The organism is Burkholderia sp. Bp9143 (assembly GCF_003853645.1).
Classification (GTDB): domain Bacteria; phylum Pseudomonadota; class Gammaproteobacteria; order Burkholderiales; family Burkholderiaceae; genus Burkholderia.
Genome location: NZ_QTPO01000016.1, coordinates 128,107 through 154,019, shown reverse-complemented (window position 1 = coordinate 154,019; position 25,913 = coordinate 128,107). Strand labels below are relative to the sequence as shown.

At 62.2% G+C, this 25,913-nt stretch carries 26 protein-coding genes and 2 pseudogenes; 10 read left to right on the top strand and 18 right to left on the bottom strand.

Annotation, left to right across the window (positions count from 1 at the left end; all coding sequences use genetic code 11):
- The first annotated feature begins 732 nt into the window (after positions 1-732).
- Complete coding sequence (locus tag DIE23_RS14855) at positions 733-939, top strand: DUF6494 family protein (protein ID WP_124612815.1); 207 nt, start codon at positions 733-735, stop codon at positions 937-939.
- A 644-nt stretch (positions 940-1,583) separates the two neighbouring features.
- Here DIE23_RS14855 and DIE23_RS14850 read toward each other — a convergent pair.
- From DIE23_RS14850 to DIE23_RS14840, 3 genes are all read right to left on the bottom strand, one after another.
- On the bottom strand, positions 1,584-1,907 hold the full coding sequence (locus DIE23_RS14850; RefSeq protein WP_124612814.1) for a ribonuclease E inhibitor RraB: 324 nt from the start codon (positions 1,905-1,907) through the stop codon (positions 1,584-1,586).
- Positions 1,908-1,964: 57 nt separating this feature from the next.
- Positions 1,965-2,471, bottom strand: a complete 507-nt coding sequence (locus tag DIE23_RS14845) for a hypothetical protein (protein WP_124612813.1) — start codon at positions 2,469-2,471, stop codon at positions 1,965-1,967.
- A 113-nt stretch (positions 2,472-2,584) separates the two neighbouring features.
- Complete coding sequence (locus tag DIE23_RS14840) at positions 2,585-3,163, bottom strand: DUF4337 domain-containing protein (protein ID WP_124612812.1); 579 nt, start codon at positions 3,161-3,163, stop codon at positions 2,585-2,587.
- 1,022 nt (positions 3,164-4,185) lie between these two features.
- Between DIE23_RS14840 and DIE23_RS14835 the strand changes: the two genes are divergently transcribed.
- From DIE23_RS14835 to DIE23_RS40160, 3 genes are all read left to right on the top strand, one after another.
- Positions 4,186-4,911: a type IV pili methyl-accepting chemotaxis transducer N-terminal domain-containing protein gene (locus DIE23_RS14835; protein WP_124612811.1), complete on the top strand. Its 726-nt coding sequence runs from the start codon at positions 4,186-4,188 to the stop codon at positions 4,909-4,911.
- A 357-nt stretch (positions 4,912-5,268) separates the two neighbouring features.
- Complete coding sequence (locus DIE23_RS14830) at positions 5,269-5,721, top strand: pyridoxamine 5'-phosphate oxidase family protein (RefSeq protein ID WP_124612810.1); 453 nt, start codon at positions 5,269-5,271, stop codon at positions 5,719-5,721.
- A gap of 102 nt (positions 5,722-5,823) precedes the next feature.
- Positions 5,824-5,949, top strand: a complete 126-nt coding sequence (locus DIE23_RS40160; RefSeq protein ID WP_260436069.1) for a hypothetical protein — start codon at positions 5,824-5,826, stop codon at positions 5,947-5,949.
- 145 nt (positions 5,950-6,094) lie between these two features.
- On the opposite strand, the gene DIE23_RS14825 is transcribed toward DIE23_RS40160, so the two are convergent.
- From DIE23_RS14825 to DIE23_RS14815, 3 genes are all read right to left on the bottom strand, one after another.
- Positions 6,095-7,900: a hypothetical protein gene (locus tag DIE23_RS14825; protein WP_124612809.1), complete on the bottom strand. Its 1,806-nt coding sequence runs from the start codon at positions 7,898-7,900 to the stop codon at positions 6,095-6,097.
- Between the two features lie 107 nt (positions 7,901-8,007).
- Complete coding sequence (locus DIE23_RS14820) at positions 8,008-8,214, bottom strand: hypothetical protein (protein ID WP_124612808.1); 207 nt, start codon at positions 8,212-8,214, stop codon at positions 8,008-8,010.
- Positions 8,215-8,734: 520 nt separating this feature from the next.
- The gene (locus DIE23_RS14815) at positions 8,735-9,673 is read right to left on the bottom strand and encodes a LysR family transcriptional regulator (RefSeq protein ID WP_124612807.1); all 939 of its coding nucleotides are present in this window, start codon (positions 9,671-9,673) and stop codon (positions 8,735-8,737) included.
- 97 nt (positions 9,674-9,770) lie between these two features.
- On the opposite strand from DIE23_RS14815, the gene DIE23_RS14810 reads away from it, so the two are divergent.
- From DIE23_RS14810 to DIE23_RS14800, 3 genes are all read left to right on the top strand, one after another.
- Entirely contained in the window at positions 9,771-10,784 is a 1,014-nt protein-coding gene (locus DIE23_RS14810; RefSeq protein WP_124612806.1) for a zinc-binding alcohol dehydrogenase family protein, read from the top strand.
- A 24-nt stretch (positions 10,785-10,808) separates the two neighbouring features.
- Positions 10,809-11,234, top strand: coding sequence for a heme-binding protein (locus DIE23_RS14805; RefSeq protein ID WP_124612805.1), 426 nt, complete (start codon positions 10,809-10,811; stop codon positions 11,232-11,234).
- A 705-nt stretch (positions 11,235-11,939) separates the two neighbouring features.
- A complete protein-coding gene (locus DIE23_RS14800) occupies positions 11,940-12,335 on the top strand; it encodes a hypothetical protein (RefSeq protein WP_124612804.1) in 396 nt (131 codons plus the stop codon).
- Positions 12,336-12,453: 118 nt separating this feature from the next.
- Here DIE23_RS14800 and DIE23_RS14795 read toward each other — a convergent pair whose 3' ends face one another.
- Positions 12,454-12,846 (bottom strand): hypothetical protein, encoded by a 393-nt coding sequence (locus DIE23_RS14795; protein WP_124612803.1) that lies wholly within the window; start codon positions 12,844-12,846, stop codon positions 12,454-12,456.
- 249 nt (positions 12,847-13,095) lie between these two features.
- Entirely contained in the window at positions 13,096-14,076 is a 981-nt protein-coding gene (locus DIE23_RS14790; protein ID WP_124612802.1) for an MBL fold metallo-hydrolase, read from the bottom strand.
- A 474-nt stretch (positions 14,077-14,550) separates the two neighbouring features.
- On the opposite strand from DIE23_RS14790, the gene DIE23_RS14785 reads away from it, so the two are divergent.
- The gene (locus DIE23_RS14785) at positions 14,551-14,844 is read left to right on the top strand and encodes a GYD domain-containing protein (protein WP_124612801.1); all 294 of its coding nucleotides are present in this window, start codon (positions 14,551-14,553) and stop codon (positions 14,842-14,844) included.
- A gap of 358 nt (positions 14,845-15,202) precedes the next feature.
- On the opposite strand, the gene DIE23_RS14780 is transcribed toward DIE23_RS14785, so the two are convergent.
- From DIE23_RS14780 to DIE23_RS14735, 10 genes and pseudogenes are all read right to left on the bottom strand, one after another.
- Positions 15,203-15,544 (bottom strand): cytochrome C oxidase subunit IV family protein, encoded by a 342-nt coding sequence (locus DIE23_RS14780; protein WP_124612800.1) that lies wholly within the window; start codon positions 15,542-15,544, stop codon positions 15,203-15,205.
- 8 nt (positions 15,545-15,552) lie between these two features.
- On the bottom strand, positions 15,553-16,260 hold the full coding sequence (locus DIE23_RS14775) for a heme-copper oxidase subunit III family protein (RefSeq protein ID WP_124612799.1): 708 nt from the start codon (positions 16,258-16,260) through the stop codon (positions 15,553-15,555).
- Positions 16,257-16,868, bottom strand: coding sequence for a cytochrome c oxidase subunit 3 (locus DIE23_RS14770; RefSeq protein WP_124612798.1), 612 nt, complete (start codon positions 16,866-16,868; stop codon positions 16,257-16,259). The genes DIE23_RS14775 and DIE23_RS14770 overlap by 4 nt, the downstream gene beginning before the upstream one ends.
- Positions 16,865-18,625 carry a cytochrome c oxidase subunit I gene (gene ctaD, locus DIE23_RS14765; protein ID WP_124612797.1) on the bottom strand — a complete coding sequence of 587 codons (1,761 nt, stop codon included), beginning with the start codon at positions 18,623-18,625 and terminating at the stop codon, positions 16,865-16,867. The genes DIE23_RS14770 and ctaD overlap by 4 nt, the downstream gene beginning before the upstream one ends.
- Positions 18,626-18,638: 13 nt before the next feature.
- Positions 18,639-19,793 (bottom strand): c-type cytochrome, encoded by a 1,155-nt coding sequence (locus DIE23_RS14760; protein WP_124612796.1) that lies wholly within the window; start codon positions 19,791-19,793, stop codon positions 18,639-18,641.
- 311 nt (positions 19,794-20,104) lie between these two features.
- The gene (locus DIE23_RS14755) at positions 20,105-20,617 is read right to left on the bottom strand and encodes a hypothetical protein (protein WP_124612795.1); all 513 of its coding nucleotides are present in this window, start codon (positions 20,615-20,617) and stop codon (positions 20,105-20,107) included.
- A gap of 419 nt (positions 20,618-21,036) precedes the next feature.
- On the bottom strand, positions 21,037-21,546 hold the full coding sequence (locus DIE23_RS14750) for a DUF1269 domain-containing protein (RefSeq protein WP_124612794.1): 510 nt from the start codon (positions 21,544-21,546) through the stop codon (positions 21,037-21,039).
- 264 nt (positions 21,547-21,810) lie between these two features.
- Positions 21,811-21,990, bottom strand: a pseudogene (locus DIE23_RS14745) (CoA transferase); the annotation flags it as partial.
- Positions 21,991-22,052: 62 nt separating this feature from the next.
- Entirely contained in the window at positions 22,053-23,210 is a 1,158-nt protein-coding gene (locus DIE23_RS14740) for an acyl-CoA dehydrogenase family protein (protein ID WP_124612793.1), read from the bottom strand.
- Between the two features lie 30 nt (positions 23,211-23,240).
- A complete protein-coding gene (locus DIE23_RS14735; RefSeq protein ID WP_185646451.1) occupies positions 23,241-24,098 on the bottom strand; it encodes a MaoC family dehydratase N-terminal domain-containing protein in 858 nt (285 codons plus the stop codon).
- A gap of 180 nt (positions 24,099-24,278) precedes the next feature.
- On the opposite strand from DIE23_RS14735, the pseudogene DIE23_RS14730 reads away from it, so the two are divergent.
- Positions 24,279-24,521 (top strand): annotated as a pseudogene (locus DIE23_RS14730) (LysR family transcriptional regulator); the annotation flags it as partial.
- A 365-nt stretch (positions 24,522-24,886) separates the two neighbouring features.
- Positions 24,887-25,849, top strand: a complete 963-nt coding sequence (locus DIE23_RS14725) for a sigma-54-dependent Fis family transcriptional regulator (RefSeq protein WP_124612791.1) — start codon at positions 24,887-24,889, stop codon at positions 25,847-25,849.
- Positions 25,850-25,913: the final 64 nt, after the last annotated feature.

Sequence of the window (25,913 nt, the reverse complement as noted above, 5' to 3'; positions counted from 1 at the left end):
CAGGCAACTCAGAAATGCCGCTGACTTGCCTGCATTAACTTAAACCAACCGGCCTCCACGATTCCCGGCGCGGTTCAGCAGTAACTCGTAATGCAACACCCTGAGAGGGTTTCCGCATGCGCGTATGACGCTTTCTCACCGAGGTGGTCATCAGACCCGCGTCCGAATGGCTGCTTTGTAGAGTGCCGACCGGCCGCCTCGGGTTGCGGACGATCGCGTCCGGCGCATGTCGGCCGATAGTGTTGAAAAACTCGATGACAGCGGATCCCGTGAGGTTCTGAGGGGTCGTCTTACCCTTAACCGAGGTTTGCGAGTGGCTTGTAGGCCGATCTGAGAGATCGATTTTTTTCCCCAACATGTCACAAGCGCTTCTCGGCGAGTGCTTCAACACTATCGGCCAACTCCAGACGTTCACTTAGACACCGTCGACGACAGCGATAGGGGGCTACTCCGGGTGGAAGAATAGCTTTCACCGTCTCGGCCAGCCCGGACAAGTAGCGCTGGAATCGATCTTACGGCCCGCGCTCCGTTGCTGTGCGCTGCCGGTGGGGTGCCTGCTTCATCATGTCGATCCGGATCACCTCAACCCCCAATTCACGATCGAGCTAGCAGCGCACGACGTGCGCGGCGCCCTGTACGGGATTGTCCTGATCACACGCGCCCCCGAATTGGCCGAAATTGCGGCAGTGTCGACGCGATCTGACGCGTTCTCATCGAAAACGGGAGATGAACATGAACGACGAAGCGTTGAACCTGAGCATTCGCAAGCTTTTGAAGTCCTTCGGCGTTGCCGCGCAGCGCGAGATCGAGCATGCGGTCGAGAAGGCCTTGGCCAGCGGCGACGTGAAGGGAAACGAAACCCTGCCGGCCACCATTACGCTCGAAGTCGCCGGCCTGAAGCTGAAGGTTCCGTTTAACGGTGACGTTGCGCTCGAATGAGGGGGCCCAAGCCGCCGCGCATGCGCAGGACGCCGGCGGCTTCGCCAAAGGTGGCCTTTGACGATCGATTCGCATGGACCGACCGGGAAACGGATCGCCGCTGGTGGCAGCGAGCGATCCGTAATGAACCCCGCGGATGGGCAAGGCGTTTTTTTCCGTTCGTGTTTCCTGCCGGACTTCGTCGATGGCTTATCGCAATGCAAAAGTCAAGAATGGAGAAATACGGCCTGGATCCAGGCACGACCGGTTGAATCCGCACTCGACTCCGGAAGTTCGGTGCTGCGACGGGACGAGCAGCCGGCAGTCGACGTACTACCGGATTCGACCGAGGGTGTGTCAAAACGTGCGACTTCGACAGAGGTGCGAAAGTCGACCCACCAGAACGCTCTGTATCGGCTTCGCGGCACTTCGGGAAGGGTAAAGCGACACCCGGAAAGGGCCTGTCAGTAAATTCGAGTTTTGACACACCCTCGGCCGACCTCTGCCCGACGCTGACGACTGCGGTCGATGAAACATTCATAGCGTCGTCGTCAGACCGACATCGCCGGTAGTGTTTCTATTACCGCTCAGTTGCTTTCGTTGGGCACTTGCCGAGGACAACGAGGCAAACGCCACGCCTTTGTTGATACGTCGAAGAATGTCTTTCAGTTCCGTTTCTGAACGACGCACCCCCAACCATCGTAGGTCACTCCAAACAGCGCTGAAATACACGTCATGAATCCCGACACCGCCAAAATATTGTGCTGGAGCACTGACATGGGGATGACGACCAGGACGCGAAACTGGTCGTCATCCTGCTGCACCGAAGCGCGCCCGTACTGGTAGTCGTTAACAAAGCCCGCAACAGTCGATGCCTTCTCGGCAGACGACGCGACTAGGCAAAAATCGACGTCGCGGGTTATGCCGAAGTCATCTCCTTGCGCATCCATCAAACGCAAATGATCGACGTCAGCGATTGCGGTTTCCATCAAGGTCTCGACAACTGACACGGCGTTCACCTCTGTTCTGTCGTTGAAGGTCGCTGACTAAAAACTTGTAATGCGGAACCGCTCGCTTCTTAGCCATTGCGCAAGCTGGTCTCGCAGATCAGGTCCGTTCGTCCACACATCGACAAGGTCTCCCTCCCACATAAGAAAGGTGGCGCGCCGCGGTGCGTATAAGTACGCGCTCATGCCGCAACGGATCACACGAACGCAACACTCAAACATCTCACCTACTTCGTTGGGTTCAAACAATATGCCAACGGGATCGAACTGTTTCAGGTCGCCCGAACATGTCGATTCCAGATCACTCAATATCGAATTCTCAAGTTCCGCATATCGCGACCAGTCAGTGACCTGGAACAGGCAGGTTCGCGGTGAAGCGAGGCAAGTACGGATACGACCGACCATCCGCACAACTTCCCCATCGCCTTTCGGGATCGCAAACTGCAAATACGAGGACATGCTGAATCCAAGCCGCCCGTACGGGTTTTCACAACAATCCTCACTTTTCAGCCATGCCGAACAATCGGAAGGAGAAAGCAGTTTCATGTCATTACCGAGGCATGGCATCGGGCGAGCTGCAGATACCTGGCATTGTCAACTATTTAAGTCGTTGCGTCGAACGTCCGGACGTGGCCGACAAGCGCCCGCTCGTCGGGCCGCTACACACCGAAGAACGCCAGCCCTGTCAGTACGACGCCGATCGCGGCAGCGCCCATCGACAGGTGTTGCATCCATTTCCGCCGCGTGAGAATCGTGATCGCAGCAAGCGCGATCGAGATCTGAATGATGGTAGTGGCCTGCGCCCAACGATGGTGCCGGTGTAGCCGCTCCTCGCTTGCAGCATTGCTCTTCACGACTTCTTGCTCGAGCGCTTCGGCGCGCTTGCGGATCGGCTCCTTCTCTTCGCGATACCGCGCCGCGTCTGCTTCGAAACGCTTTCTTTGCGGCGACGCTTCCTGGCTCAAGGCCGCACCGAGCTCGGCTAGATTCTGCTTTTCGCCCTTTGCTTGGTAGTAGGCCCACAGGTTAGCTGCCTCGGTTTTCTGGATCGCGGCCTCGTTCTTGTGCAGCAACGCGAAATTCTCGTCCGCACCGCTCTGGTATGCGGAAATCGCGCCGACGCAGGCCAGCACAGCAGTCATCACGGCGATGCGCGCCGCTGCGTGGTCTTCTCCATGCGCCGCATGGGGCTCTACTGCATGATCGTGCGGGCCGTGAACTTCGAAATCTTCTGGCATGACAAGAACGTTCGCATGAGTTGAAGGGCTTATACGCGGTTCCCACGCACGTGAGGAGCGGGCCGCAAAAGTGGTAGCACTATCGCTGGGTCGCAGCTCAGTTGGGGCAGTCCGTTCGTGCGAAAGTGTGAACGAACGGACAATGGTCTGCGGAGCCTCACGCTGTTTGAACGCCGACTCCCGCCAAAAGGGCGACGGTTCGACATTGTGCATGAATTGCCACTTCCCAAGTGTGAGTCGACAGCAGTCGACCCTGAGACGACGCTGGGGTTCTGGCGGTTCGAACGGCCGGTTCCGAAGAGGAACTGCAGCCCGAATGTCATGGCCGCGCCGCGAACAAAGGTCGCCTTCTGGCCGACAGCACGCATCCGCTGGCAGTGGCCGCGCACGCCCATCAGCCAGCCGTCGTGCTCCAGAGGTCCCGAAAGCGACCTCGACATGCGCTAACCCGACCACAAATGTTTCGGCAATCACTTGCAGATTCCCCCTTTCTTCATGCCGGCAAATTGAAGCGCGCGACAACCGGTGTGCAATCGTGGTGCAGCACATCATTGAATTGCACCATCTCCATTCATGCCGCACCACACGCAACACGCGTGACTCGGCTTCATTTCACTTCGGCGCCAATCGATTTTCAACCGCCGCTCCCCGGAGCCGGCAATGAAATGGCGTACGCTTGCCCAGTGCGCTAACGGCGGCATGGCTTTGCGCAATACAGACATGTCGAGTCGCGCGCGTCGGCCCATCTGCGGGCACGAGGCAGCACGAATTGGCACAGGTATTGCGTTGGATCCGATACTGGCCAACGGCGGCCGTTGCGTTTCACCAGTTTTCCCTACGCTCTTACGAGCGGATGCGGGGCAATGGCGTCCCGGAGCGACTCTTGCGCTGATCGGCCGATCGGTTCGTGCGCGTGTCGCTCCGGGATTTTTTTTGTCTCGATGACAGGAGGAGCCGGGATGCGCGCCGTGCTCCCACGCGGTTCGACACATCGGCGATCTCCGCCCTACACCTTCCAACACATGAAACGACAGACGCATTCGACTCACGCCCCGGTCTCGGCGCAAGCGATCGGCGCGCTCATCAATCTGGCCGGCCGGCAGCGGATGCTGTCGCAACGTATCGTGCTGCACGTGCTGCTCGCTTCGCGCGGAGACGATGCCGCACTGGACGTCGCGAGGCAAAGTGCGGCCATGTTCGCGAATGCACACGCCGATCTGGTCGAGGGCAACGAGCAGTTACCTGGCGTGTTCTCCGACGCGCTGAGGCAACTCTATTTCGGCACTCCGCGCGCAGACGAGCATGTCCGGCACTTCATCGCGCACACGGCCAAAGTGCTCGCGAGTCTCGAATCGGGCAGCGCTGCCACAGACGAACAGGTCGACGCGCTCGTCAGACAAGCCACTCCGTTGCTCGAGCTGCTGCAGCAGATTACGCTCGCATACCAGAACGAAATGCGCGGCATCGAGGCCGAGGCGCTCAAACGTCAGGCGAGCATCGCCGAACAATTGGGCAGCATCTCAATGCAAGCCAACATCGTCGCGCTGAATGCGCGCATCGCCGCCGCGCGCGCGGGCTCGTATGGCCGCGAGTTCGCGGTCATCACGACAGTCCTTGCCGATATCATCAAGGAGATGGATCAGCTGATGTTCAGCGTCATCGGCACGCGCGGCCCGGCCGAAGCGTCACCCGGGCGTAGCGCCATGGCACACGGCCGGCGCGCGGATGTCGGCGCCGCACTTCGATAGCCTCGACAAGTTGAGAGAACCCGCTTGAAAACGCGGTTGAATTTGCTCGATTCGACATGGTCTGGGACGCGGCATGAACCAGCAGGGCGAACAACATCGAGCCGTATCGCTATCTGATCTGGCTGTTTGAGAAGCTGCTGCTCGCGACCACGGCATTCACGTTCGAACGAAGCTTTGGCACCAATCAGTTGCCGGGCGCATACTGACATGAACGACCGTTGTCTCGCGCAAGCTACCTTCGACGTCATATTGGTGCGAATGTAGGGAACGGATCGACAGCACGCATTCACGCGCAGTGACGGCGGACAATCGCGGCCGTGGTGATGTCTGGGTGAGCTTCAACCCCGGAGACGCAACATGGATGCACTTTTCAAGGACACGATACTGGCGCTGCTGGATCAGCACCGGATCATGACGGTCGCTACGCTCAGGCCGGACGGTTGGCCGCAGGCGACAACCGTCGGCTATGTCAACGACGGTCTCACGCTGTACTTCCTTTGCGGCCTCGACAGCCAGAAGGCAGCGAATCTGGCGCGAGACGATCGCGTTTCGCTGACGATCGATCACGATACCGATGACCTGATGGCGATTACCGGTCTGTCGATGGCGGCGCATGCGCAACCGGTGACCGATCGTACCGAAGCCGAAAAGGTCCTGCGCATGCTTCCGCTCAAATATCCGGCGCAGGTCTCGTTGCCGATGCCCATGCCGTCACCGGATGAGGTCCGGATTTTCCGGATCACGCCGACCGTCATTTCGGTGCTCGACTATTCGAAAGGCTTCGGGCATACGGATCTTGTGACGTGCTGAACGCAACGCACGAGATGAACGCGAAACGTCATGACAAGGTGCGCCGGTAGTCCCGTCAAGTGGGGAGCCTGCGCCAACGCCGGCTGCGTATAAGCGTCGATCGTGTTTGCGATCGGCTTCGCCCTCGGAACGATCCGCGTGCTGCTGCTCGTTTCGCGACTGGCGGAGACGGCCGCCGTCTTGCTGGAAGTACCGCTCTTGCTCGCGGCAAGCTGGAAGGTGTCGTGATGGAGCGCAACGAGCCACGGCTTGCAGGCCGATGCCGGCGGCGCGCTGTTGAAAGAGGTCGCACACCGGACATCCGGAGGCCCGGGGCCGCGAATGTCCGGTGTCTGCGAAAGCCGTTTCCCGACGCGCTTGTTCGCGTTCGAGACTATCGTGCCGGGCCGAGCACGCTCGTCACGGCAGTGGCGCCGATCGGGGCCACCTTCGCGATCGCTTTCGTTGCCGCCGCATCGACAGCCGTCGATTGAATGCCCGGCCTCATCACGACCGTCGCGTTCGTCTTGATCGCGGCGTCGACTGCCGTCACCACGCCGGCCGCGGCAGTGCGCAGAGAAGCCAGGGCCGTCGGGCCAAGTGACGCAATCACCGCCGGATCGGGGGCAATGACGCCGCCGTCCGGACCGGGATCGGGGCCGATGGGAATCCCGCTGAATGGCGCCTGGGTCAGAATATGCTCGATCTCGCAGAGCACCTCCTGGAGTCCCGCCGCTTGCGCGGATATCGTGGTGAAGGTGTCCTGTCCGGTCGTGAATACGCCATCGGGGCGCGTCACGCGAACGCCGATCGTGACCGAGTCGCCGACCGCCGCCGGAAGCTGCACGGTAAAGATCGAAGATGTGGCATTGCCGACCGGAGACGCACCACCGCTGGCTGTCCACTGATAGGTCACGCCGCTTCCCATGTCAGCCGTGTCGACGGTAAACGAAGCCTGGGTGCCCGCTTGATTGGTGACCTGGCATTGCGTATCGGTAACCGAGCGAATATTGCGGTGATCGAGAACCAGCTCGGTCTGGATCGGTGTTTGGGTCGAGCCTTCCACAGGGAGTTGCTTGACGACGTGGATGCCGCTGTGAACGCCCAGGTCGGCGAACACGCGGACCGTGTGACTGCCCGCACTGTCGAAGACCAATTGGGAGTTGAGCGTGCGCGTCGAGCCCTGGTCGATGGCGTTCGCGCTACCCTCTTCGGCGAGATTGCCGCCATTGTCCGCCGCGACGAGCTGGAAGGCCGGCGACGCGTGATAGCCGACATTGGCCGCCGTGAACTGCACGCCCACCGGCCTGCCGACTTCCTGCACGGCGGGAGAGAGCGTGAGCCCCGCACCAAGGACGACCGCCTTGGGTGGCACCTGCGGACCGTAAGTCGTGCAGAAGAATCCCTGCAGCGGGCCACGAGCCGCGTCCGCCGCGCTTTCCGTGGCGGCGAGATCGGGGCCGCTGAAATCGAGGACCGTCGTCGACTCCGTGTCCGGGACGCGATTGTCATAGATGAACAGGGTGGTCGTCCCGTTCGGGTTGTCCTGGTAACCGTAGACGAGCACCTGATGGTTGTCGAACGGGCTCCAGGTCGTCCCGATCAAGCCGATCGGAACGGGCGTGCCGCCGTCGATGCGGGCCTTGAGCGTCGCCAGATGAGCGAGCGAGTTGCCCTTCAGCCAAGTACGGCCTCCATCTCCGCCGAAGTGGAACACCGCCATCCACTGCAGGAAGGTTGCTGCGTTGTCCTGAACGCTCTTCAGCAGGCGCGACCAGATGTAGTCGCGCAGCGCGGTGCCTTCGGGCGTCGTGCGCTGCGGCTGATCGTTCGGACCGGTGCCGCGCGGAACGATCCATCCCTTGAGGAAATAGTCGCACGACGAGAACGCCATCCCGCCGCACAGGCCATAGACGCCGCCGTTGCTGGTCTCGATTGCATTGGCGATCTGGTTCACGATCGCGTCGTTTGCGGCTTTCACTGTCTCGTAGACGAGCCATGGCCCGATAAACGGGACGCCCGCTTCCGCGACGAGCACGGGGCCTCCCGCCGCGAGAATCAAGGGCGAGAGCACGATTTCCACTGCGGCAAGCGCATCGGTGACGACTTGGGTGACCGTCGCCTTTTCCGTGTCGTCCCACATCCAGGTGTTCGAGAATGCATAACCGTCGGTCTCAGGCCGAAATCGCGTTCGAGACATGGCTTCACTCCTGCGTTGAATTCAACGAGTCGTCAATGCGGATGCCCGAGGCGCGAAACGCCAATTACTGCGGTCAGCGTGGCAAATGCGTCTCCTGGTCGGATCAATCATAGGTAACGGTCGAAGGAATTCAAGGCCGTCACTTCGGGTGGGAAGATATACAGCTTGATTTCCTGACTGACAGCTTGCATCACCTGTATGCCCGACAGTCGAATCGTAAACAATGAGAGGACGTGAGCTGACGACGACTTGATGTCATGGCAACGTGACTTCAGGTCGCGGTTTAAAAAATTGGCCGTGCCATTCGTCTTCATGGTGCTTTTACTGTTCGTTCGGCAGACCGGATACGCGCTTTGCATGAATGTATGCGATTCAATAAAAATCGCATTCGCCGCGCTTGCATGGTTGCAGCCGACAGGTCACTTCTGCAACGGGAGACAAGGCCATGCCACAAGTGAGCCAGCTTGCGAAGGATATGCTCGACCTCGGGGATCGCACTTCGTCACTGCCGGTGGCAACAATGATTAATGAAACGAATTTATAACTCACGATACGAGAGATCTACGTCCATAAACATGGTCGACGAATAGGGGATAAGTGACGGAAATAAACAGGCAATGGGTGCTCAATAAGCTTCGTCACGCTCGGAATTCTGCAATTCCGAGCTTGGCCGCCGTGCAAATGCTCAATAGCGACAACCCTTCGATGCTGTTGAGTAGGGAGGATGTGTGGTGGCGGCTCAAAGGAATCGTTAAGTTTTTCGAAAGAAGGTGCCATTCGTGATCAATGGGATTCGCATATTCAGGAGTCCGTTACGCGCCTGGCTGCAGCCATTCAAGTCGCGATTACAGCCTGAGCGCCACCTGACGGATGGCTGGAAAGCAATGCAGCGCAGCGCTCCCGTAGAAAGGCGTGCAACTCGTTGATCGTCGGCGTCAGTTGCGCACGGTGCGCACAGATCAAGTGCAACGGTGCAGGCTCGCAATACTCCGGCGGAAATAACTCCATCAGTCGCCCAGCCCTCAGGTCGTCGATGAGGTCCAGTCGCGACTTATAGATAAGGCCTTCCCCGGCTATCGCCCAGCGACGAACCGCATCGGCATCGTCGCTGATGCGATTACCGGTGACCGCCACGGTGCGGTCGCCGCCGGGCGGGGTAAAGCGCCAGCGCTCATGTATCTGCTCGCTCCAGACGTACCGAAGGCAGTTGTGCCGCCGCAGGTCGTCGACTTTCGCCGGTGCACCATGCCGTTCGAGGTAGGACGGCGCGGCACACAATGCGCGCCGGTTGTTGTCGACCAACTTCATGGCCAGAAGAGACGAATCGGGCAGCGCGCCGTAGCGCACGACCGCATCCAGCGGCTGGCGGATAAGGTCGGCCGCACGGTCGCTCATTTTCAGGTGCAGCGACAAAGCGGGGTGCCGGTGCTGAAAATCATCCAGCCACGGCAACAGCAGGTTTCGACCAAAGTCAGATGGAGCGGACAGCCGCAGCGGGCCGGACAGCGCCCCCCGGCTGTTTGCCAGGGCCTGCTGGCCTTGCTCCAGCGCACCCATCATGACCCGCGCATGCGGCAGGTAACGCTCTCCAGCCTCCGACAATTGCATGCTTCGCGTGGACCGCGTGAACAGGCGCGTGTCCAGCGCCTTCTCGAGCCGCTGCACCGATGCACTCGCGTGCGCCGGCGCGATATTCAGCTGGCGCGCCGCCTCCGAGAAGCTGCCGTAATCCACGGTGTGCACGAAGATCTGAACGTCATCGAGTCGAATCATTTTCGTTGAAGTGACGAAAGTGTTTGGGATCGGTGGGTATTTATCCGTATAACGACGAAAGATAACATGGTCTCAATCACCCTTGGAGAACACGTGTATGAAAGCCATCGGCTTCTATCGGAACCATCCCATCAGCCACCCGCAGGCGCTGCAGGATATCGAGCTGCCGACGCCGGAACTGCGCGACCACGATCTGCTGGTGGAAGTGAAGGCGGTATCGGTCAACCCGGTCGATACCAAGATCCGGCGCGGCGGAGATATTCCGGAAGGCGGTGCGCGCATCGCCGGCTGGGACGCGGCGGGAATCGTCCGCGCGACCGGTCCGCTGGCCACGCGCTTCAAGGCAGGCGACCGTGTCTGGTACGCGGGCGACATCAAGCGACCCGGCAGCAACAGCGAGCTGCACGCCGTGGACGAACGCATCGTCGGACCCATGCCGACCTCACTGGATTTCGCGGAGGCCGCTTCGTTGCCGCTGACCACGATCACCGCGTGGGAGCTGCTGTTCGACCGTCTGCGTGTTCAGGCAGCGGACCCGACCGACAACAACGTGCTGCTCGTGATCGGAGCGGCGGGCGGTGTCGGCTCGATTCTGACCCAACTGGCCCGCGAGCTGACCGGTATGACCGTCATCGGCACGGCCTCGCGACCGGAAACCCGCGAGTGGGTGCTGGCTCATGGCGCGCATTACGTCCTTGATCACCATCAACCCTGGGCGGCCCAGTTGGCCGCGCTCGGTATCGAGCACGTCACCCATGTTGCCGGGTTGAACAACAGCGCCGCCTATGTGACTCAAATCGCCGCCGTGCTGCGCCCGGAAGGGCAGTTCGCCCTCATCGACGACCCGGTGGGTCTGGACATCGGTCCGTTCAAGGGGAAATCCATCTCGATTCACTGGGAGCTGATGTTCACCCGCGCGATGTTCACCACCGACACCCTCGCACGGCAACACGCGTTGCTGCGCCGCGCGGCGCAGCTGGTCGACCAGGGCCGTCTCAAGCACACCCTGACCCGACGCATTGACGGCATCGACGCCGCAGGTCTCATCGAAGCGCATGCGCTGGTCGAGGCCGGCAACATGATCGGCAAGGTCGTCGTCGCCCATCACTGAACCCTTCTGACAACGAGGATCAACATGACATCGCCCATCATCAACACGACCACGATCAGCCTGGAAGCCGCCCAAGCATTGATGGCCGAAGCGCGCCGCGCGTGCGCCGCGCGAGGCTTCGCCGCGACCATCGCGATTACCGATGCAGGCGGTCACCTGCGCGCTTTCGAGCGCGCGGATGCCGCCCCGTTCCTGACTGTTGACGTCGCCATCGACAAGGCATGGACCGCCGCGTCGTTCGGCATGGCCACGCAGCAATGGAATCAGTACATGGCCGAACCTGCCGTTGCCCCGCTGGCGCACCATCCGCGGCTGATGCCGGTCGGCGGTGGCGTACCGATCTTTCATGAAGGGCGTCTGGTCGGGGGTATCGGTGTGTCTGGCGGCACATCGGCTCAAGACCACGAGGCCGCTGAGGAAGCGCTGCGCCACGCAGGGTTTAACCAGTAAGCCTGGGCCATTGAGCGATCGCCTTGCCGTCAATCGACAAGACGAACGTTCCGCAAAGGCGAAACCGTTGCGCGTGAGGGACCGGCCCGGACGGCCGGATCTCTCCGATCAATGCCGTTGAAGCGCCGGCGGCTCGAACGGCGGCTTCGGGTCGGCTACAGCCGACTACAGCGGGTGACAAGCGGACCGGTTAGGGCCTCCGCTTTGACCAACTGCCGGCCAGTTTCAGCCTGTCCGCGTTGCTATCGGTTGGACATTCGAAAAGCTGCATTGCGCGCCATACCCGGCATTTTGACCAAGATTCAATCTGACCGATCGTGGGTGCGACGCCGACGTGTTTTCATCGCCCGGACTGCGCCCTAACGTAAGACCTCACCGGATGGTCGGGCAAGTGAGCAGCGGCGAAGCCCCGTGACAAATCGAATGGAACGCAAATCTTGAGCTATCTCAAAGGATGAGCAGAACAGCCTCCTAGCATGAACGAGACGGTATGCGCGACGCACGGAGGATGGTCCGCCGCAGACGAGTCGCATCGGCTTCATGGACATTGCAGGAGAGCGATCATGTACAGATTCATCGGCATGGCCAGTCGTCCAATGATTAGTCACCCTCTGTATGGGCTTTGATGGGAAACGCCCGGCGCTCATCAATCGCTCAAGTCGCGCCGGTAAGCAAGGTGAAAGTGGGTTAATGACGGAGATTGTCATGCGAGTCTGGCTTATCCCTATCATGATTGCGGTGACGCTGAGCGGCTGCGCGTCTACTGAATCAGTCAAGGCGTCGAAGGAAGAGGGCGTGCATCGGGTCTACGCTGCACCCTACAACTCGGTGTACGCCGCCACGCTTGCTGCCACGACGACACAGAAACTCGAACTGGTGGAGAGTGACCCGGCGGCTGGGCGCATCGTTGTCTCCCACGGTATTTCCCTGTGGAGCTGGGGCGAACGCATCGCGATATGGCTACACCCGGTGAACGAGTCGAACACGGACGTGGCGATCGTGAGCAAGCCGATCCTCGCGCCACTCAACTTTCCACCGGATTGGACATCGAAACTGTTCGAGCAGATCGCGACTGAGCTAAAGGCTCCGGCAACCCAGTGAACTTACGCTGCCTCCTTTGAAAAGAGGGGCCGTTGGAGAGCGTAGACCAATCCAAGGTTGTCGCGACCTCGCTGACAGGCTGTTGAAAAGCGCCTCGATTTGAGGATCGGGCCGCCCTTCAAAAGTATTCCGTGCACTCGTCGTGCATGTGCGCGTCGCGACTAACCATGGGGGGCATTTGCACAAGTGCCATGTGGCCGCTTTGCGAAACACCGAGGCCGTCGCTCGGTTGGCCATGGAATGCATCCCCAATGACCGTTATGCATCCAGGAATCGTCATCACGGCGAAGCCGCCACCATCGTCCGGTACGGGTGGTGGATTCAACTGGTCGATCAGCGCAGGTCGTGCGTCGCTGGCTGATGGCCGGCCGAGTTCGGCCACAACCTGTCGTTCAGCGAGCGGAAAAACCTGCCGTTGGAACGGCTGCAATACTCCGAAGCCGGACGGACGAGCTACGTGCACAATTCGGCCTTTGCCGACATTGGGACGGGCTGGGTTCGACGTCAGCAATGTGGCCGATTGCTGACAGCGGCCGCATCGAGCAGCCGAACGTCAGCCGCCTGCATCAGCGAATTCACACTCCCGACCCGTATGAGCCGCTCAGTCAAAGTTGGCGAGCGTCTGCTCCCGGGCCGACACACGACAATCCGGGATGACACTGTAACTTTCCGCCCGGCGATCTTTGTGGCCGTTCGGAACATTTCGAAGCAGGGGGTCGACGCGTGTCACTCAAGACTGCCTGGCCCCCATGCCAGCTCGCTAGATTGCGAAGATTTTTCCCACCGCTGTCGGGACGACCACGTTTTCCCCAAACGCCCCGACAAGCGCGTTGACAGCGCGCCAGCCCGTGCAGTGGCCGGGCGCGATCAGCTTAAGACCGAACTCGCCCAACTCACGCACCGATTCGGCGATGATCTTCTCGTTCACGCCGGCGAGGTGAAAGCCGCCCGCGACGGCGTAGAGGGGCACCGAGGGAAAGCACGTCTGCGCGTGCTTCAGGACATTGACCACACCCGCATGCGAGCACGCCGTAAAGACGACGATCCCTTTGTCCTTCACATGTGCGGCGACGAATCGCTCGTCCATGATCAGCGGATCGGGTTCCCAGGACTTTCCGTCGTCACTCCGTCGCATATGTCCGGGAAAGCCCTTCTCGTAGGGCGTGACGCGCGGGATCTCGCCACTCACGAAGAACATGTCGTCCAGGAACGTCTGGGGTTCCACCGTAGTAATCACGGCGGCGCCGCGCGCGGACAGTTCGTCTGCCGACGGGATGTCGTGGATGGGCAACAGTTCGCCGCCCGGCAGCGGTAGTGCGCGCTTTCGGAACATGCCGGGGTGCAGGTAGCAAGCAACCGGCCGACCGCCATTGCCCTTCTGGATGAGATCGAATGCCATCGGCAGGCCGCCCGCATGATCCCAGTGGCCGTGCGACAGGACGACAGCTTCAATGGCACCGAAATCGATGCCGAGGCGGGTGCCGTTGTATTCGATCGCGAACTCCACGGGTCCGCCATCAAACAGCATCGTGTGTTGCGTACCGCCTCGATAAGCCGTGATGACGTGCGCCAGGCCATGGTTGGCGCAACATTGACACGACCCTGCCAATTCCCGCATTCCAGCGCGCATCAACGCAGGCCATTCGAGCGTCACGTTTGACGGGGCAGTGGAAAGGCTATCGGTGACATTGTCGACGAGGACTTGGAGTTCGATCCGGTCAACCGCGTTCAAGATCTGCATCTCAATCCCCCTTCGGCACATGAAGCCTGGATACAAGGCACTCATGCAGTGCACAAGGCATAAAGGAAATAAAAAGTATAGCCATTTCATGAAGTGGTCGGCACGATCGCGGCCCAGTCAAGCGCGAGATGAACCTCGCCGCGCGTCATGCGGCGCACCGCGTGACCCGGCTCCACCGTTCTGGCGTGTTCATTCTCTTCACCGCGATACATGTCCCGACATGACATGCGATCCGCGGCGACGCCGGTATCGCACAACACGCAATCATTGACCCGCCGGCGGCTGATTCGCTTTCTATACTGTTTACGTTGTCCGAATCATCAAGGGCATGCGTGCTTCAACGACGCACACGTCCGACAAATCCCGGGGTAAACGAAGACTGCACCGACCGCAAACGCTTGTGGCCGGTCGGTGGCGTTCGGCCCGTGCATCGACGGGGGAACGGGGATGGGCTCCTTAACCATCGGAGGCAATATGGCGACATACATCGTATTGATGAACTGGACTGACCAGGGTGTGCAGGCCGTGAAAGACACGGTCCAGCGAGCGAAGGCGTTTCAGGAAGGGGCGCGGGCGATGGGCATCACCGTCGGCTCGCTCAAATGGACACTTGGGCCTTACGACATCGTCGCGACACTCGATGCGCCCGACGACGAAACCGCGACGCGGCTGGGACTGATGCTGGCGCAGTTGGGCAATGTTCGAACCGTCAGCATGCGTGCTTTCGGCGAAGCGGAAATGGAGAGGATCGTCGGCGGCATGAAGTGAAGCCTTGACGCGCGAGATGCAACCAGCCACCGATAGAGATGAAACAGGCGTCTCGGAAGCCGGTTGGTTGCCCTCGCATCGTGTCATCGCGGGTATCGCTCACGATGCCAGGCGCCTACGCAGCTCCGCTCTCGGCGGTCGATCCACGACAAGTAACGAAGCCGCTTATACGGGACTGCGCGACATCGGTAACCGAATCACTGCCGGCATCCTCGCGCCTCGCGACGAAACGCTCGCAATCATCCGCCCGATTCTGGATGAGATTGCCGGCTCGCGGTCGGGCTGTTTTCATGCCACGCGCGCTCGATCGTACGTGATCCAAAGCGTTTGTCACCCGAAGAACGACGAGTCGAAGCGATCAATGAAAGAAGAGTTCCCGCATCCCGAACGTATGATGCGCTTCGGCCGCCATCAGCACCATGAGCACCAGCAGGCACAGCGGCGGTATCAGGATCGCGTACACCAGCGCCAGCCGCTCCCACATCATGTGCATGAAGATCGACACGATCAGCCCGGCCTTGGCGATCATGAGCACGACGATCAGCACCCAGCGCAGCAGCCCCTGCACGTTGAAGTAGTCCACCAGGTACGACAACGTGCTCAGGACGAACAGCAGGCCCCAGATCTTCAGGTAGATGCCGATGGGATGCTGCTGGCCGTGCGCGGCGTCGGGTCGATCGGCGGGATCGGTATGGTCCATGGCCTGCCTCACCACAAATAGAACAGCGCGAAGATGAACACCCACACCAGGTCGACGAAGTGCCAGTACAGGCCGGCGATCTCGACGATCTGGAAGTTGCCGTGCTCGGCGAACCCCGGCTGCAGGATCTTGCGTGCGACCAGCAGCAGGTAGATCACGCCGCAGGTCACGTGAAAGCCGTGGAACCCGGTGATCAGGAAGAAGCATGCGCCGAACTGTGCCGCACCGATCGGGTTGCCCCACGGGCGTATGCCTTCACGGAAGATCAGGTTGCTCCATTCGAAGGCCTGCAGCGACACGAAGGTCGCGCCCAGCAGCGCGGTCGCCAGCAACAGCGCGGCGGCGGGCTTCGTGTTGCGCCGGTAGCCGAAGTTGACGGCCATCGCCATGGTGCCGCTGCTGCTGATCAGGGTGAACGTCATGATGGCGATCAGCAGCAACGGCACCTCCACGCCGCCCACGGTGAGCCCGAACACCTTGGCGGTGTCGGGCCACGGCGCCGTGGTCGACATGCGCACCGTCATGTAGCCGATCAGGAAGCTGCTGAACACGAAGGTGTCCGACAGCAGGAAGATCCACATCATCGCCTTGCCCCACGGCACCTTGAAGGCTTCGCGGTCGGCGGACCAGTCCGTGACGATGCCGCGCCAGCCGTCAGGCCCGGCGTCGGCGGACGGGGGGGCAGCGGATTCGGGCGGGAGCGTGGGCGAGGTCATGGCGTGGCTCCATACAGCGGCCCGCAGATGGCGGCGACGATCGCGGGGGTGAGCCACCACATCGCCGCCAGCAGCACGAGCCAGACCGCCAGCAGGAAATGCCAGTAGAGGGCGCACAGCGCGATGGCACGCTGGGCCCGGAACGGATCCGCACGCCGGCGCTGCGCGATCGTCACGGCCCAGGCCGCCAGCCCGCCCAGCACGTGCAATCCGTGCAGGCCGGTGAGCAGGTAGAGGAAGCTGTTGGAAGGATTGACGGTGATGGTCTGCCCGGTCGCCGACAGCATGCGCCAGGCGATCAGTTGCCCGATCACGAACACGGCGGCCAGCACACCGCCGGACACCAGCCACGCCACGCGGTGCACCGTCAGCTGCCGGGCACGCTGCATGGCCAGGCTTGCCAGCGCCAGCGCGCCCGTATTCCACCACAGCAGCGCCGGATGCGGAATCGGCTGCCAGTCGGGCTCGCGCATGCGCATGCCGTAAGCGAGCAGCAGCAACGAAAACAATGCCGTTGCCACCGCCATGAAGACGATCAGGCCGACGCGGCTCGCATTCGGCAAGACCGGCGGCGTATCGGGAACGAAGGAGCGCGGCAGGGTGGTCATTTGCGTGCCTCGCCGGGTTGAAGCGTCGGGTGGGCTGGTTCAGGCGTAGTCGCCGTCGCAGGCGGCTGATTCTGCGGAACGAAGTCTTCCACCTGCCCCGGCGGACTGTATTCGTACGCCCAACGGTAGACGACGGGCTGCGCGGCGCCCCAGTTGCCGTGCACCGGCGGCGTTTGCGGCGTCTGCCATTCCAGCGTGGTGGCCCGCCAGGGGTTGCCGTCGGCACGCTTGCCGCGCACGAGGCTCCACGCCAGGTTGTACAGGAACAACAACTGCGCCACCGCCACGATCAGTGCGACGACGGTGATGAACGTGTTGAGTGTCTGCGCCGAGTGCGGAATGAAGCTGTAGCCCTCATACGCGTAATACCGCCGCGGCATGCCGAGGATGCCGAGATAGTGCATCGGGAAGTAGATCGCATACGTGCCGAGGAAGGTGGCCCAGAAGTGCGCGCGCCCGAGCCTGTCGTCGAGCATGCGGCCCGTCACCTTCGGATACCAGTGGTAGAGGCCGCCAAACACCACCAGGATCGGCGACACGGCCATCACCATATGGAAGTGCGCCACCACGAAGTACGTGTTCGACAGCGGAATGTCCACGCTCACGTTGCCGAGATAGAGCCCGGTCAGTCCGCCCAGGACGAAGGTGCTGACGAAGCCGATGGCAAACAGCATCGGCACGGTCAGGTGGATATCGCCGCGCCACAGCGTCAGCACCCAGTTGTAGACCTTGAGGGCGGTCGGGATGGCGATGATGAGCGTGGTGGTGGCGAAGAAGAAGCCGAAGTACGGATCCATGCCGGCGATGAACATGTGGTGTGCCCAGACCACGAAGCTCAGTGCGCCGATGATGACGATGGCCCACACCATCATCCTGTAGCCGAAGATGCTCTTGCGCGCGTGGGTGCTGATGAGGTCCGACGCGATGCCGAAGGCCGGCAGCGCGACGATGTAGACCTCCGGATGCCCGAAGAACCAGAACAGGTGCTGGAACAGCAGCGGGCTGCCGCCGACATGCTTGAGCGGCTGCCCCATCGACACCACGGCCGGTATGAAGAAACTGGTGCCGAGTGTCCGGTCGAGCAGCATCATCACCGCCGACACGAACAGCGCCGGAAACGCCAGCAGTGCCATGATGGTCGCGATGAAGATGCCCCACACCGTGAGCGGCATGCGCATGAGCGTCATGCCGCGCGTGCGCGCCTGCAGCGTGGTGGTGACGTAGTTCAGACCGCCCATGGTTGCCGCGACGATGAAGATCGCCAGTGACACGAGCATCAGCACGATGCCCCATTCCACGCCCGGCGTGCCGGGCAGGATCGCCTGGGGCGGATACAGCGTCCAGCCCGCGCCGGTTGGTCCGCCGGGCACGAAGAAACTCGCCACCAGCACCAGCACGGCCAGCAGATAGACCCAGTAGCTCAACATGTTGAGAAACGGGAACACCATGTCGCGCGCGCCCAGCATCAGCGGGATCAGGTAGTTGCCGAAACCGCCCAGGAACAGCGCGGTCAGCAGGTAGATCACCATGATCATCCCGTGCATGGTGACGAACTGGTAGTAGTGGTTGGCGTCGATGAAGCTGAACTTGCCGGGAAAGCCGAGCTGCAACCGCATCAGGTCCGACAGGACGAGGCCGACCAGGCCGATGACGATGGCCGTCAGCGAATACTGCACGGCGATGACCTTGTGATCCTGGCTCCAGACATAGCGGGTCCAGAAGCTTTTCGGGGCGTGGTCGAGGTGCGCGTAGGGCATTGCGTCTGCTCCGCTAGGGCTGGCGGTTGGCCGCGCTGCTGGCAGCCGGTCCGCCTTGGGATTCGATGTAGGTCACCAGCGCGGTCAGCTCCTGCTCGCTCAGGTCGAAATGCGGCATGATGGGTGAGTAGCCCTTCACGACGCGGGCCGCCGGGTTGCGGATGAAGGCGCGCAGATAGGCTTCGTCCACCTTCGCGGTGCTGCCGTCGGCCATCGTTTCGGTCTTGCCGTACAGGCCCTTCCAGGTGGGGCCCACGCGCGGGCTGCCGTCGACGGTATGACACGCGAAGCAGCCCTTGGCCGCCGCGAGCGCCTTGCCCTGGTCGGCAAGCGCCTGGGCGCTGCCGCCCGGCGCGGCTGCCGCGGCCTGCACGCTGGCCTGCTGCCGCTGCGCGAAGGTGGTCTGCTGCGCCAGCCAGCGCGAGAACGATGCCTCGTCTTCCACCACCACCACGCCGCGCATGCCGGCGTGCCCGACACCGCAAAGTTGTGCGCACAGGATGTCGTAACGCCCCGCCTTGGTCGGCGTGAACCAGAAGGTGGTCACCATGCCGGGCACCATGTTCATGCGCGCACGGAACGGCGGGACATAGAAGTCGTGCAGCACGTCGAGCGACCGTGTCAGGACCTGGATCGGCCGGTTCAGCGGCAGGTGCACCTCGGGCGTCTCGATCAGGTAGTTGTCGCGGCCGTTGGGGTCGGCGGGGTTAAGGCCGAAGGGGTTGTCGTTGCCGATGTAGCGCACGTCCGTCGTGCCCAGCTTGCCGCCGGGGCCGGCGAAGCGGAAGCGCCATTGCCATTGCCGGCCGAGCACCTCCATCTGCAGCACGTTGTGCGGCGGCCGGATGTAATCCGCGTAGACGAAGAGACCGGGTGCCAGCAACGCTGCCACGCCGACGGCGGTCAGGCCGATCAGCCACCATTCCAGCCGTCTGTTGTGTGGCTCGTAGGCCGCGCGATGCCCGCCGCGGTGGCGGAAGCGTATCAGCGCGATCGCGATGAACAGGTTGATTGCGATGAAGAATGCGCCGGTGATGACGAGCGTGATCGTCAGCATGTCGTCCATGCGCACCCAGTTCGACGCGATCGGCGTGATCCACCAGGGACTGGCAAAGTGAAACCCCACCGCCAACACGATGATCAGGATCAGGGCAATCGCAAGCACCATGGGCCGCCTCGCCGCGCGTCACTCGCCGGGGCCGCCAACCGGCGCTCCGGGCATCGTCGTGCCGCCATGCCGCATTTCGTATCACTCTTTATCGGCAGTCTGCCAAGACCGATTCACCAAGTGTCGTCGGCGGCTTTAAAGGAAAAGGTAGTTCGCTCCTCTGCATCGTGCAAGGCAGCGCAAGGGGGAAGCACGCCCCCTGCACGCATCGCACGAATGTCGGCACCCCCTGCCGCGATGACAAGCAAAACGGTCGCCTTCGGCATGGGTTGTCGAGGCGGTCGTTTCGCGCGGCGGGAAGCAACCGCATGTCACTGCATCGCTTTCTGCTTGCGCCGTTCGAGCATGCCGTAGACGACGGCGGTGACCACGCCGAACAGCAGGTTGGCCAACAAGGGTCCGGAACCCCGTTCCGAGATGAACCATGGGAACACGGCGGTCATCACGTAGAAGTTCCACACGTACGCGACGATCCCGAAAGCCAGCCCGACGACAGACTCCATGCCGACGCTCGAATCGAAGCGGAACGGGGCCATGATCGCGGCGAGCATCATGCCCATGATGGCGCCGAGCACGTAGTGCAATAGCAGTGCCGTTCCCACGATGCCGAAGCTGAAGACCGACATCTGTTCAAGCGCACCGTGGCCCATCACCATCGCCGCGATCTTGTGGGTCGGTTGCCACGGGCTTTCATCGAGCACCATGGTCGACCAGAAGAATTCGAGCACGATCACCAGCGCGCCACCGGCAAGACCGGCTACGGCAGCGGCGAGCCAGTCCGGTGTGCGCCGTTCCCAATGGTGTGATTGAATGTGCAGTTCCATACGACCTCCTTGCTGACGGTTCAGCTTCGGCACTGGGGTTCAGCACGCGCCATGCGCGTCGAAAATACGTCCCGTGTTCGATTCAGAATGGCAGATATGAGTGCCAACGCAAGGTGCAAAAACCCTGCGCCCTGCATGGCAACACGGCGTTCTGCTCGACGCTCCGGATCGGCATGTCGGCGGGTGTCGGCGCGACATGGAACGGAGACTGCGGCGCTGCGCAGTCGTGGGCGTCTGATAGGGTGCAACACCAACAGGGCAGGGGCCGTCACGGAGCAGCCCTTGCGCCGGCGTTTAGGGGTGCCGTCAGTACCCCGACAATTCTTCTGCGTGGACGGATGCCGATTTCGCACTGGCCTGCAACCGACACGCTCGATGCGGAGACGGCCTCAGGTGCCGTGCATGCCTGTTTTCGAATGTCAGGGGAAAACCGGTGTCGTGGGCTCGCCGCCTTCCAGATCCGCCTTCGGAAAATGCTGGGCGACCATCTGCTCGATTTCCTGCTCTCGCAATGCCGGCACGTCGGCCATGATCAGAATCTGGCCTTCCTTGATCGCTTCACGGAATCGCTGGAGTCGCGCGTTGGGCTCGGCGATGCCGATCATCCCGGCCGTCCACGCGCCGAAGCCCGCTCCCGCCAACGTCAGGGCGACGACGGCGCCGCCCGCGATCACGAGCTCGGCAGGGGGGAATACAAGCGCGACGAGGCCGATGAGCGCGCCCGTCGCACCGCCGAGTGCGACGCCGCGCTCGAGTGCGTGCACGACATCGCTGCTTTGCAGTAGAGACGCTTCGGGTAACTCATCAAGCGTGACACTGTGATCGGCGAGGACGTGGATATGGCGCCAGATGATGCGCGCGCGCAGCAAGTCATCCACGATCGCTTTCGCCATCTGCGTGTCGGGTACGAGGAAATAGAGGCGCCTCATGTTGGCCCCCTTTTTTCAGTCCGGAGTACCTCCTATTCTATGTCAGCATCGGCCATGGAGTACGTGCGCGCGTGCACGCTTGCGTGCGATCACGCCCCGATGCGATCGTTCGATGCGCGAGTGTGTTTGAAGAGGGTCGAACCGGGATATCGACGGCAATCCGCGAAGGATTTTTTGTCGAAGCCGTCGCACTCCCGCTCGTCGTCGATGCTCGACCGAGAACGCCGAACGCCGAACGCCGGACGCCGAACGTCGAATGTCCGCGCGTCCGGTGCGTCCGCGCTCGATCAGCGTGGCAAGGATGGTCGTATACGCATACATGCCCGCCGCGATATCGGCGATCGAGCAGCCGGCCTTGGCCGGCTCGCCGTCGGAGCCGGTCATGCTGAGGAATCCGGATTCACTCTGGATCAGCAGGTCGTACGCCTTCTTGCCGCGAAACGGATCGCATGCTCGAACGTGACGACCTTGATGCCTTCCAGTGGGCGCATGCTGGATACCCTCGATCAGAACGAACGCGGCAGGCCGAGGATGTGCTCGGCCACATACGACAGGATCAGGTTCGTCGAGATCGGTGCAACCTGATACAGGCGCGTGTCGCGGAACTTGCGCTCGACGTCGTATTCGCACGCGAAACCGAAGCCGCCATGGAACTGCAGGCACGCGTTCGCGGCTTCCCACGACGCATCGGCCGCAAGCAGCTTCGCCATGTTCGCCTGCGCGCCGCACGGCTCGTGCGCGTCGAACCGGCGCGCGGCCTCGAAGCGCATCAGGCTCGCGGCCTCGACGTTGATGAACGATCGGGCGATCGGGAACTGCACGCCCTGGTTCTGCCCGATCGGGCGGCCGAACACGACGCGGTCCTTCACGTACTGCGACACCTTGTCGACGAACCAGTAGCCGTCGCCGATGCATTCGGCCGCGATCAGTGTGCGCTCGGCATTCAGCCCGTCGAGGATGTACTTGAAACCCTGGCCTTCCTCGCCGATCAGGTTCTCCGCGGGAATCTCGAGGTTGTCGAAGAACAGCTCGTTCGTCTCGTGGTTCACCATGTTCGGAATCGGGCGCACGGTCATCCCGTTGCCGATCGCGTGATGCAGATCGACGATGAAGATCGACATCCCTTCCGACTTCTTCTTCACGTCCGACAGCGGCGTGGTGCGCGCGAGCAGGATCATCAGGTCGGAGTGCTGCACGCGCGAGATCCACACCTTCTGGCCGTTGATCACGTAGCGGTCGCCCTTGCGTACGGCCGTGGTTTTGATCTTCGTCGTGTCGGTGCCGGTCGTCGGTTCAGTGACGCCCATTGACTGCAGGCGCAGTTCGCCGCTTGCGATCTTCGGCAGATAGCGCTGCTTCTGCTCGGTCGAACCGTGGCGCAGCAGCGTGCCCATGTTGTACATCTGGCCGTGACATGCGCCGGAATTGCCGCCGCTACGGTTGATTTCTTCCATGATCACCGACGCCTCGGTCAGGCCAAGACCAGAGCCGCCGTATTCCTGCGGAATCAGCGCGGCAAGCCAGCCGGCTTTCGTCAGTGCATCGACGAACGCTTCGGGATAGCCGCGTTCCTCGTCGATCTTGCGGAAATATTCATTGGAAAACTCGCCGCACAGGTCGCGAACGGCTTCGCGAATGTCTTGGTACGCGTCGGTAGGATTCATGTCTTGTATCAGGGAAAGCGTCGGATTGGGTCAGGCGAGGGTGGCGCGAGCGGACATGGTCAGCCAGCCGTCGTGGTCTTTCGCCCAGAGATCGATGGTCTTGCCGTCGTCGGCGAGGCGGCCGCATACGCTGAACGTGTTGCCGAGGAAGGTCGGCCGCACCGCGCGATAGGCGTACTCGCTAACCGTCGCGCCGGGCATCGAGCGCGTGACAAGATCGAGCAGCAGCGTCGAGATCAGCGGGCCGTGCACGACGAGGTCCGGATAGCCTTCGACGTCGCGCACGTAAGTGCGGTCGTAGTGAATGCGATGGCCGTTGAAGGTCAGCGCGGAATAGCGGAACAGCATGACTTCGTCGGGCGTGATGTCGCGCTGCCATTGCGCATGGTCGGGCGCGGCCTTCGGCGGGGGTGCGGCGGCGCCGGGCGCGGCCGCGCCGCGATAGACGATGTCGTGTTCCTCGCGGATCGCGACCTCGCCCGCGGATTCGATCACGTGCTCGACGGTGACGAAGCCGAGCGTGCCGCTGCGGCCTTCCTTGCGTTCGATCGACAGCACGCGCGACGTGCGCGTCGCGATCGCGCCGATCTTCAGCGGACGTTCGAACGTCAGCCGGCCACCGGCCCACATGCGCCGCGGCAGCCCGAGGTCCGGCAGGAAGCCGCCCTTGCGCGGATGGCCGTCCGGGCCGAGCTCGGACTGCTGCGCGATCGACCAGAAATACAGCCAGTGCCAGGCGGGCGGCAACGCATCGCCGGCGGCGGGAACGATCGGATGGTCGAGCGTGGCCGCGAAGGCGACCGCACGTTCGGCGCTGATCAGGTCGATCGCGACCTGTTGGACATCGTCGCTGGCATGCGACCGGGGAGCGTTCACTGTCACCTCCATCGCCGGGCGGGCCGGCTGTCTTGACTTGTCTTGAAGTGACTTTAGGTGAAGCGCACGCGCAGCGGAAATACCGTTTGAATGTGCCGGTCGTAGGGGTACTCCATGACTTTCGTGTCGACCGGGCCGCCATCGACATCCGCCAGCTCCGTTACTTCGTCAGCATCGTGGAATCCGGGAGCCGCGGTGCCGCTGTTCGACGAGGTGCTGCATCTGCTCGGCGAGCCGGGCGGCGCGGTGCCGTCGCGTGCGCGGACCTGCGCGCTCGCGTCGCTCACAGGCTTGCCGCGCGTCGCGCCGGGCGTGCAGAACGGGTTGCGCCTGCTGCTCGAACCCACGTTCGCGCGCGAGGAGGTGCCGCTCAACATCATCGCGGATATCGATTCGCTGCCGACGACGATGTCGCTCTCGCAGTCGGGCCTCGCGGGCCCGATCGCCGTGCCTGATGACGGACGGGTTAATGAACATGTGTGAAATGACACATTCGATATTGCGTCTGCACATGCCCCGGTCGATCGGCTCACCCGCGCACGGGCGAGCCGGCAGGTCGTGCGCAAGCGTCGGTGGTCGGCAGGTTGTACGAACGTCGATATTGACACTACACTGATTATCGGCCGGCGTCGTGACACGCGGCTCATCCATTCAACACGCATCACAGTACTAATTAAACGCGTGCCGACAATCGCCATAAGGATGGTTGCCTTGTGCGTCAACATCCACCGGGGGACGTGGCGATGAAAATCGGGGCTGCGCATCATCCGTCAACGGTTTGCTAGCCGAACGGCGCGCGCATGAGCACGACCGGAGGCATCTACGCGACGTCACTCGGGCTGCACGGCTCGAGCCCGGCGATGACCGACCTGCGCCGCTATCTGACGAAGGTCGCGCAGACCGATACGACGGTGCTCGTGACCGGCGAAACCGGCACCGGCAAGGAGCGTGTCGCCACCGCCGTCCATCGCCTCAGCACCCGGACCGACAAGCCGTTCATCGCGGTGAACTGCGCCGCGGTGCCCGACAGCCTGTTCGAATCCGAGATGTTCGGCCACGAGCGCGGCGCCTTCACGAGCGCCCAGCACGCGTTTCCCGGCCGCTTCGTCGAGGCCGACGGCGGCACGCTGTTCCTCGACGAAGTCAGCGAGATGCCGCCGGCCGTCCAGGCCAAGCTGCTGCGCCTGCTCGAAGACCGCACGGTGATGCCGGTCGGCTCGCTGCGCCGGCGTCCGGTCGATGTCCGGATCGTGGCCGCCAGCAACGAAAGACTGGAGGACCTGGTCGCGGAACGCCGTTTCCGTGCCGACCTGTTCTATCGCCTGAACGTCGCGCGCATCGAGATACCGCCGCTGCGGGAACGGCCGGAGGACATCGCGTCGATCGTCGATCACTTCGTCGCCGAACAGAACCAGCGGCGGGCGATGCGGGTGGGGCGGCCCGATCCCGCGTTGCTCGAATGCATGCGGCACTACCGGTGGCCGGGCAACGTGCGCGAGCTGCGCAACCTGGTTGAGGCGTTGTTCATCGATGCGCCGGAAGGGCGTCCGTTCGGGCTGGGCGACCTGCCGCCGGCGTTTCGCCGCCTGTTCCTGCAGGACTTTTCCGCCGGCGAACAGGAGCGCGAGCGGCTGGTCTCGGTACTGCGCGAGACCAACTGGAACAAGATGGAAGCGGCGCGCCAGATGAACTGGTCGCGCATGACGCTGTACCGCAAGCTGGCCAAGTACAACCTGGACGCCGGCAACACTGCATCGGTGTAACAGCCCCGGCTGTCACATGGTACAGCCGGGCAGCGTTCGCGAATCCCGCCCCGGCCGGGAAATT

Coding starts and splice junctions, on each gene's coding strand:
- DIE23_RS14855 (WP_124612815.1), top strand. CDS start 733: ATGAACGACGAAGCGTTGAACCTGAGCATTCGCAAGCTTTTGAAGTCC.
- DIE23_RS14850 (WP_124612814.1), bottom strand. CDS start 1,907: ATGGAAACCGCAATCGCTGACGTCGATCATTTGCGTTTGATGGATGCG.
- DIE23_RS14845 (WP_124612813.1), bottom strand. CDS start 2,471: ATGAAACTGCTTTCTCCTTCCGATTGTTCGGCATGGCTGAAAAGTGAG.
- DIE23_RS14840 (WP_124612812.1), bottom strand. CDS start 3,163: ATGCCAGAAGATTTCGAAGTTCACGGCCCGCACGATCATGCAGTAGAG.
- DIE23_RS14835 (WP_124612811.1), top strand. CDS start 4,186: ATGAAACGACAGACGCATTCGACTCACGCCCCGGTCTCGGCGCAAGCG.
- DIE23_RS14830 (WP_124612810.1), top strand. CDS start 5,269: ATGGATGCACTTTTCAAGGACACGATACTGGCGCTGCTGGATCAGCAC.
- DIE23_RS14825 (WP_124612809.1), bottom strand. CDS start 7,900: ATGTCTCGAACGCGATTTCGGCCTGAGACCGACGGTTATGCATTCTCG.
- DIE23_RS14820 (WP_124612808.1), bottom strand. CDS start 8,214: ATGAAGACGAATGGCACGGCCAATTTTTTAAACCGCGACCTGAAGTCA.
- DIE23_RS14815 (WP_124612807.1), bottom strand. CDS start 9,673: ATGATTCGACTCGATGACGTTCAGATCTTCGTGCACACCGTGGATTAC.
- DIE23_RS14810 (WP_124612806.1), top strand. CDS start 9,771: ATGAAAGCCATCGGCTTCTATCGGAACCATCCCATCAGCCACCCGCAG.
- DIE23_RS14805 (WP_124612805.1), top strand. CDS start 10,809: ATGACATCGCCCATCATCAACACGACCACGATCAGCCTGGAAGCCGCC.
- DIE23_RS14800 (WP_124612804.1), top strand. CDS start 11,940: ATGCGAGTCTGGCTTATCCCTATCATGATTGCGGTGACGCTGAGCGGC.
- DIE23_RS14790 (WP_124612802.1), bottom strand. CDS start 14,076: ATGCAGATCTTGAACGCGGTTGACCGGATCGAACTCCAAGTCCTCGTC.
- DIE23_RS14785 (WP_124612801.1), top strand. CDS start 14,551: ATGGCGACATACATCGTATTGATGAACTGGACTGACCAGGGTGTGCAG.
- DIE23_RS14780 (WP_124612800.1), bottom strand. CDS start 15,544: ATGGACCATACCGATCCCGCCGATCGACCCGACGCCGCGCACGGCCAG.
- DIE23_RS14775 (WP_124612799.1), bottom strand. CDS start 16,260: ATGACCTCGCCCACGCTCCCGCCCGAATCCGCTGCCCCCCCGTCCGCC.
- DIE23_RS14770 (WP_124612798.1), bottom strand. CDS start 16,868: ATGACCACCCTGCCGCGCTCCTTCGTTCCCGATACGCCGCCGGTCTTG.
- ctaD (WP_124612797.1), bottom strand. CDS start 18,625: ATGCCCTACGCGCACCTCGACCACGCCCCGAAAAGCTTCTGGACCCGC.
- DIE23_RS14760 (WP_124612796.1), bottom strand. CDS start 19,793: ATGGTGCTTGCGATTGCCCTGATCCTGATCATCGTGTTGGCGGTGGGG.
- DIE23_RS14755 (WP_124612795.1), bottom strand. CDS start 20,617: ATGGAACTGCACATTCAATCACACCATTGGGAACGGCGCACACCGGAC.
- DIE23_RS14750 (WP_124612794.1), bottom strand. CDS start 21,546: ATGAGGCGCCTCTATTTCCTCGTACCCGACACGCAGATGGCGAAAGCG.
- DIE23_RS14740 (WP_124612793.1), bottom strand. CDS start 23,210: ATGAATCCTACCGACGCGTACCAAGACATTCGCGAAGCCGTTCGCGAC.
- DIE23_RS14735 (WP_185646451.1), bottom strand. CDS start 24,098: ATGGAGGTGACAGTGAACGCTCCCCGGTCGCATGCCAGCGACGATGTC.
- DIE23_RS14725 (WP_124612791.1), top strand. CDS start 24,887: ATGAGCACGACCGGAGGCATCTACGCGACGTCACTCGGGCTGCACGGC.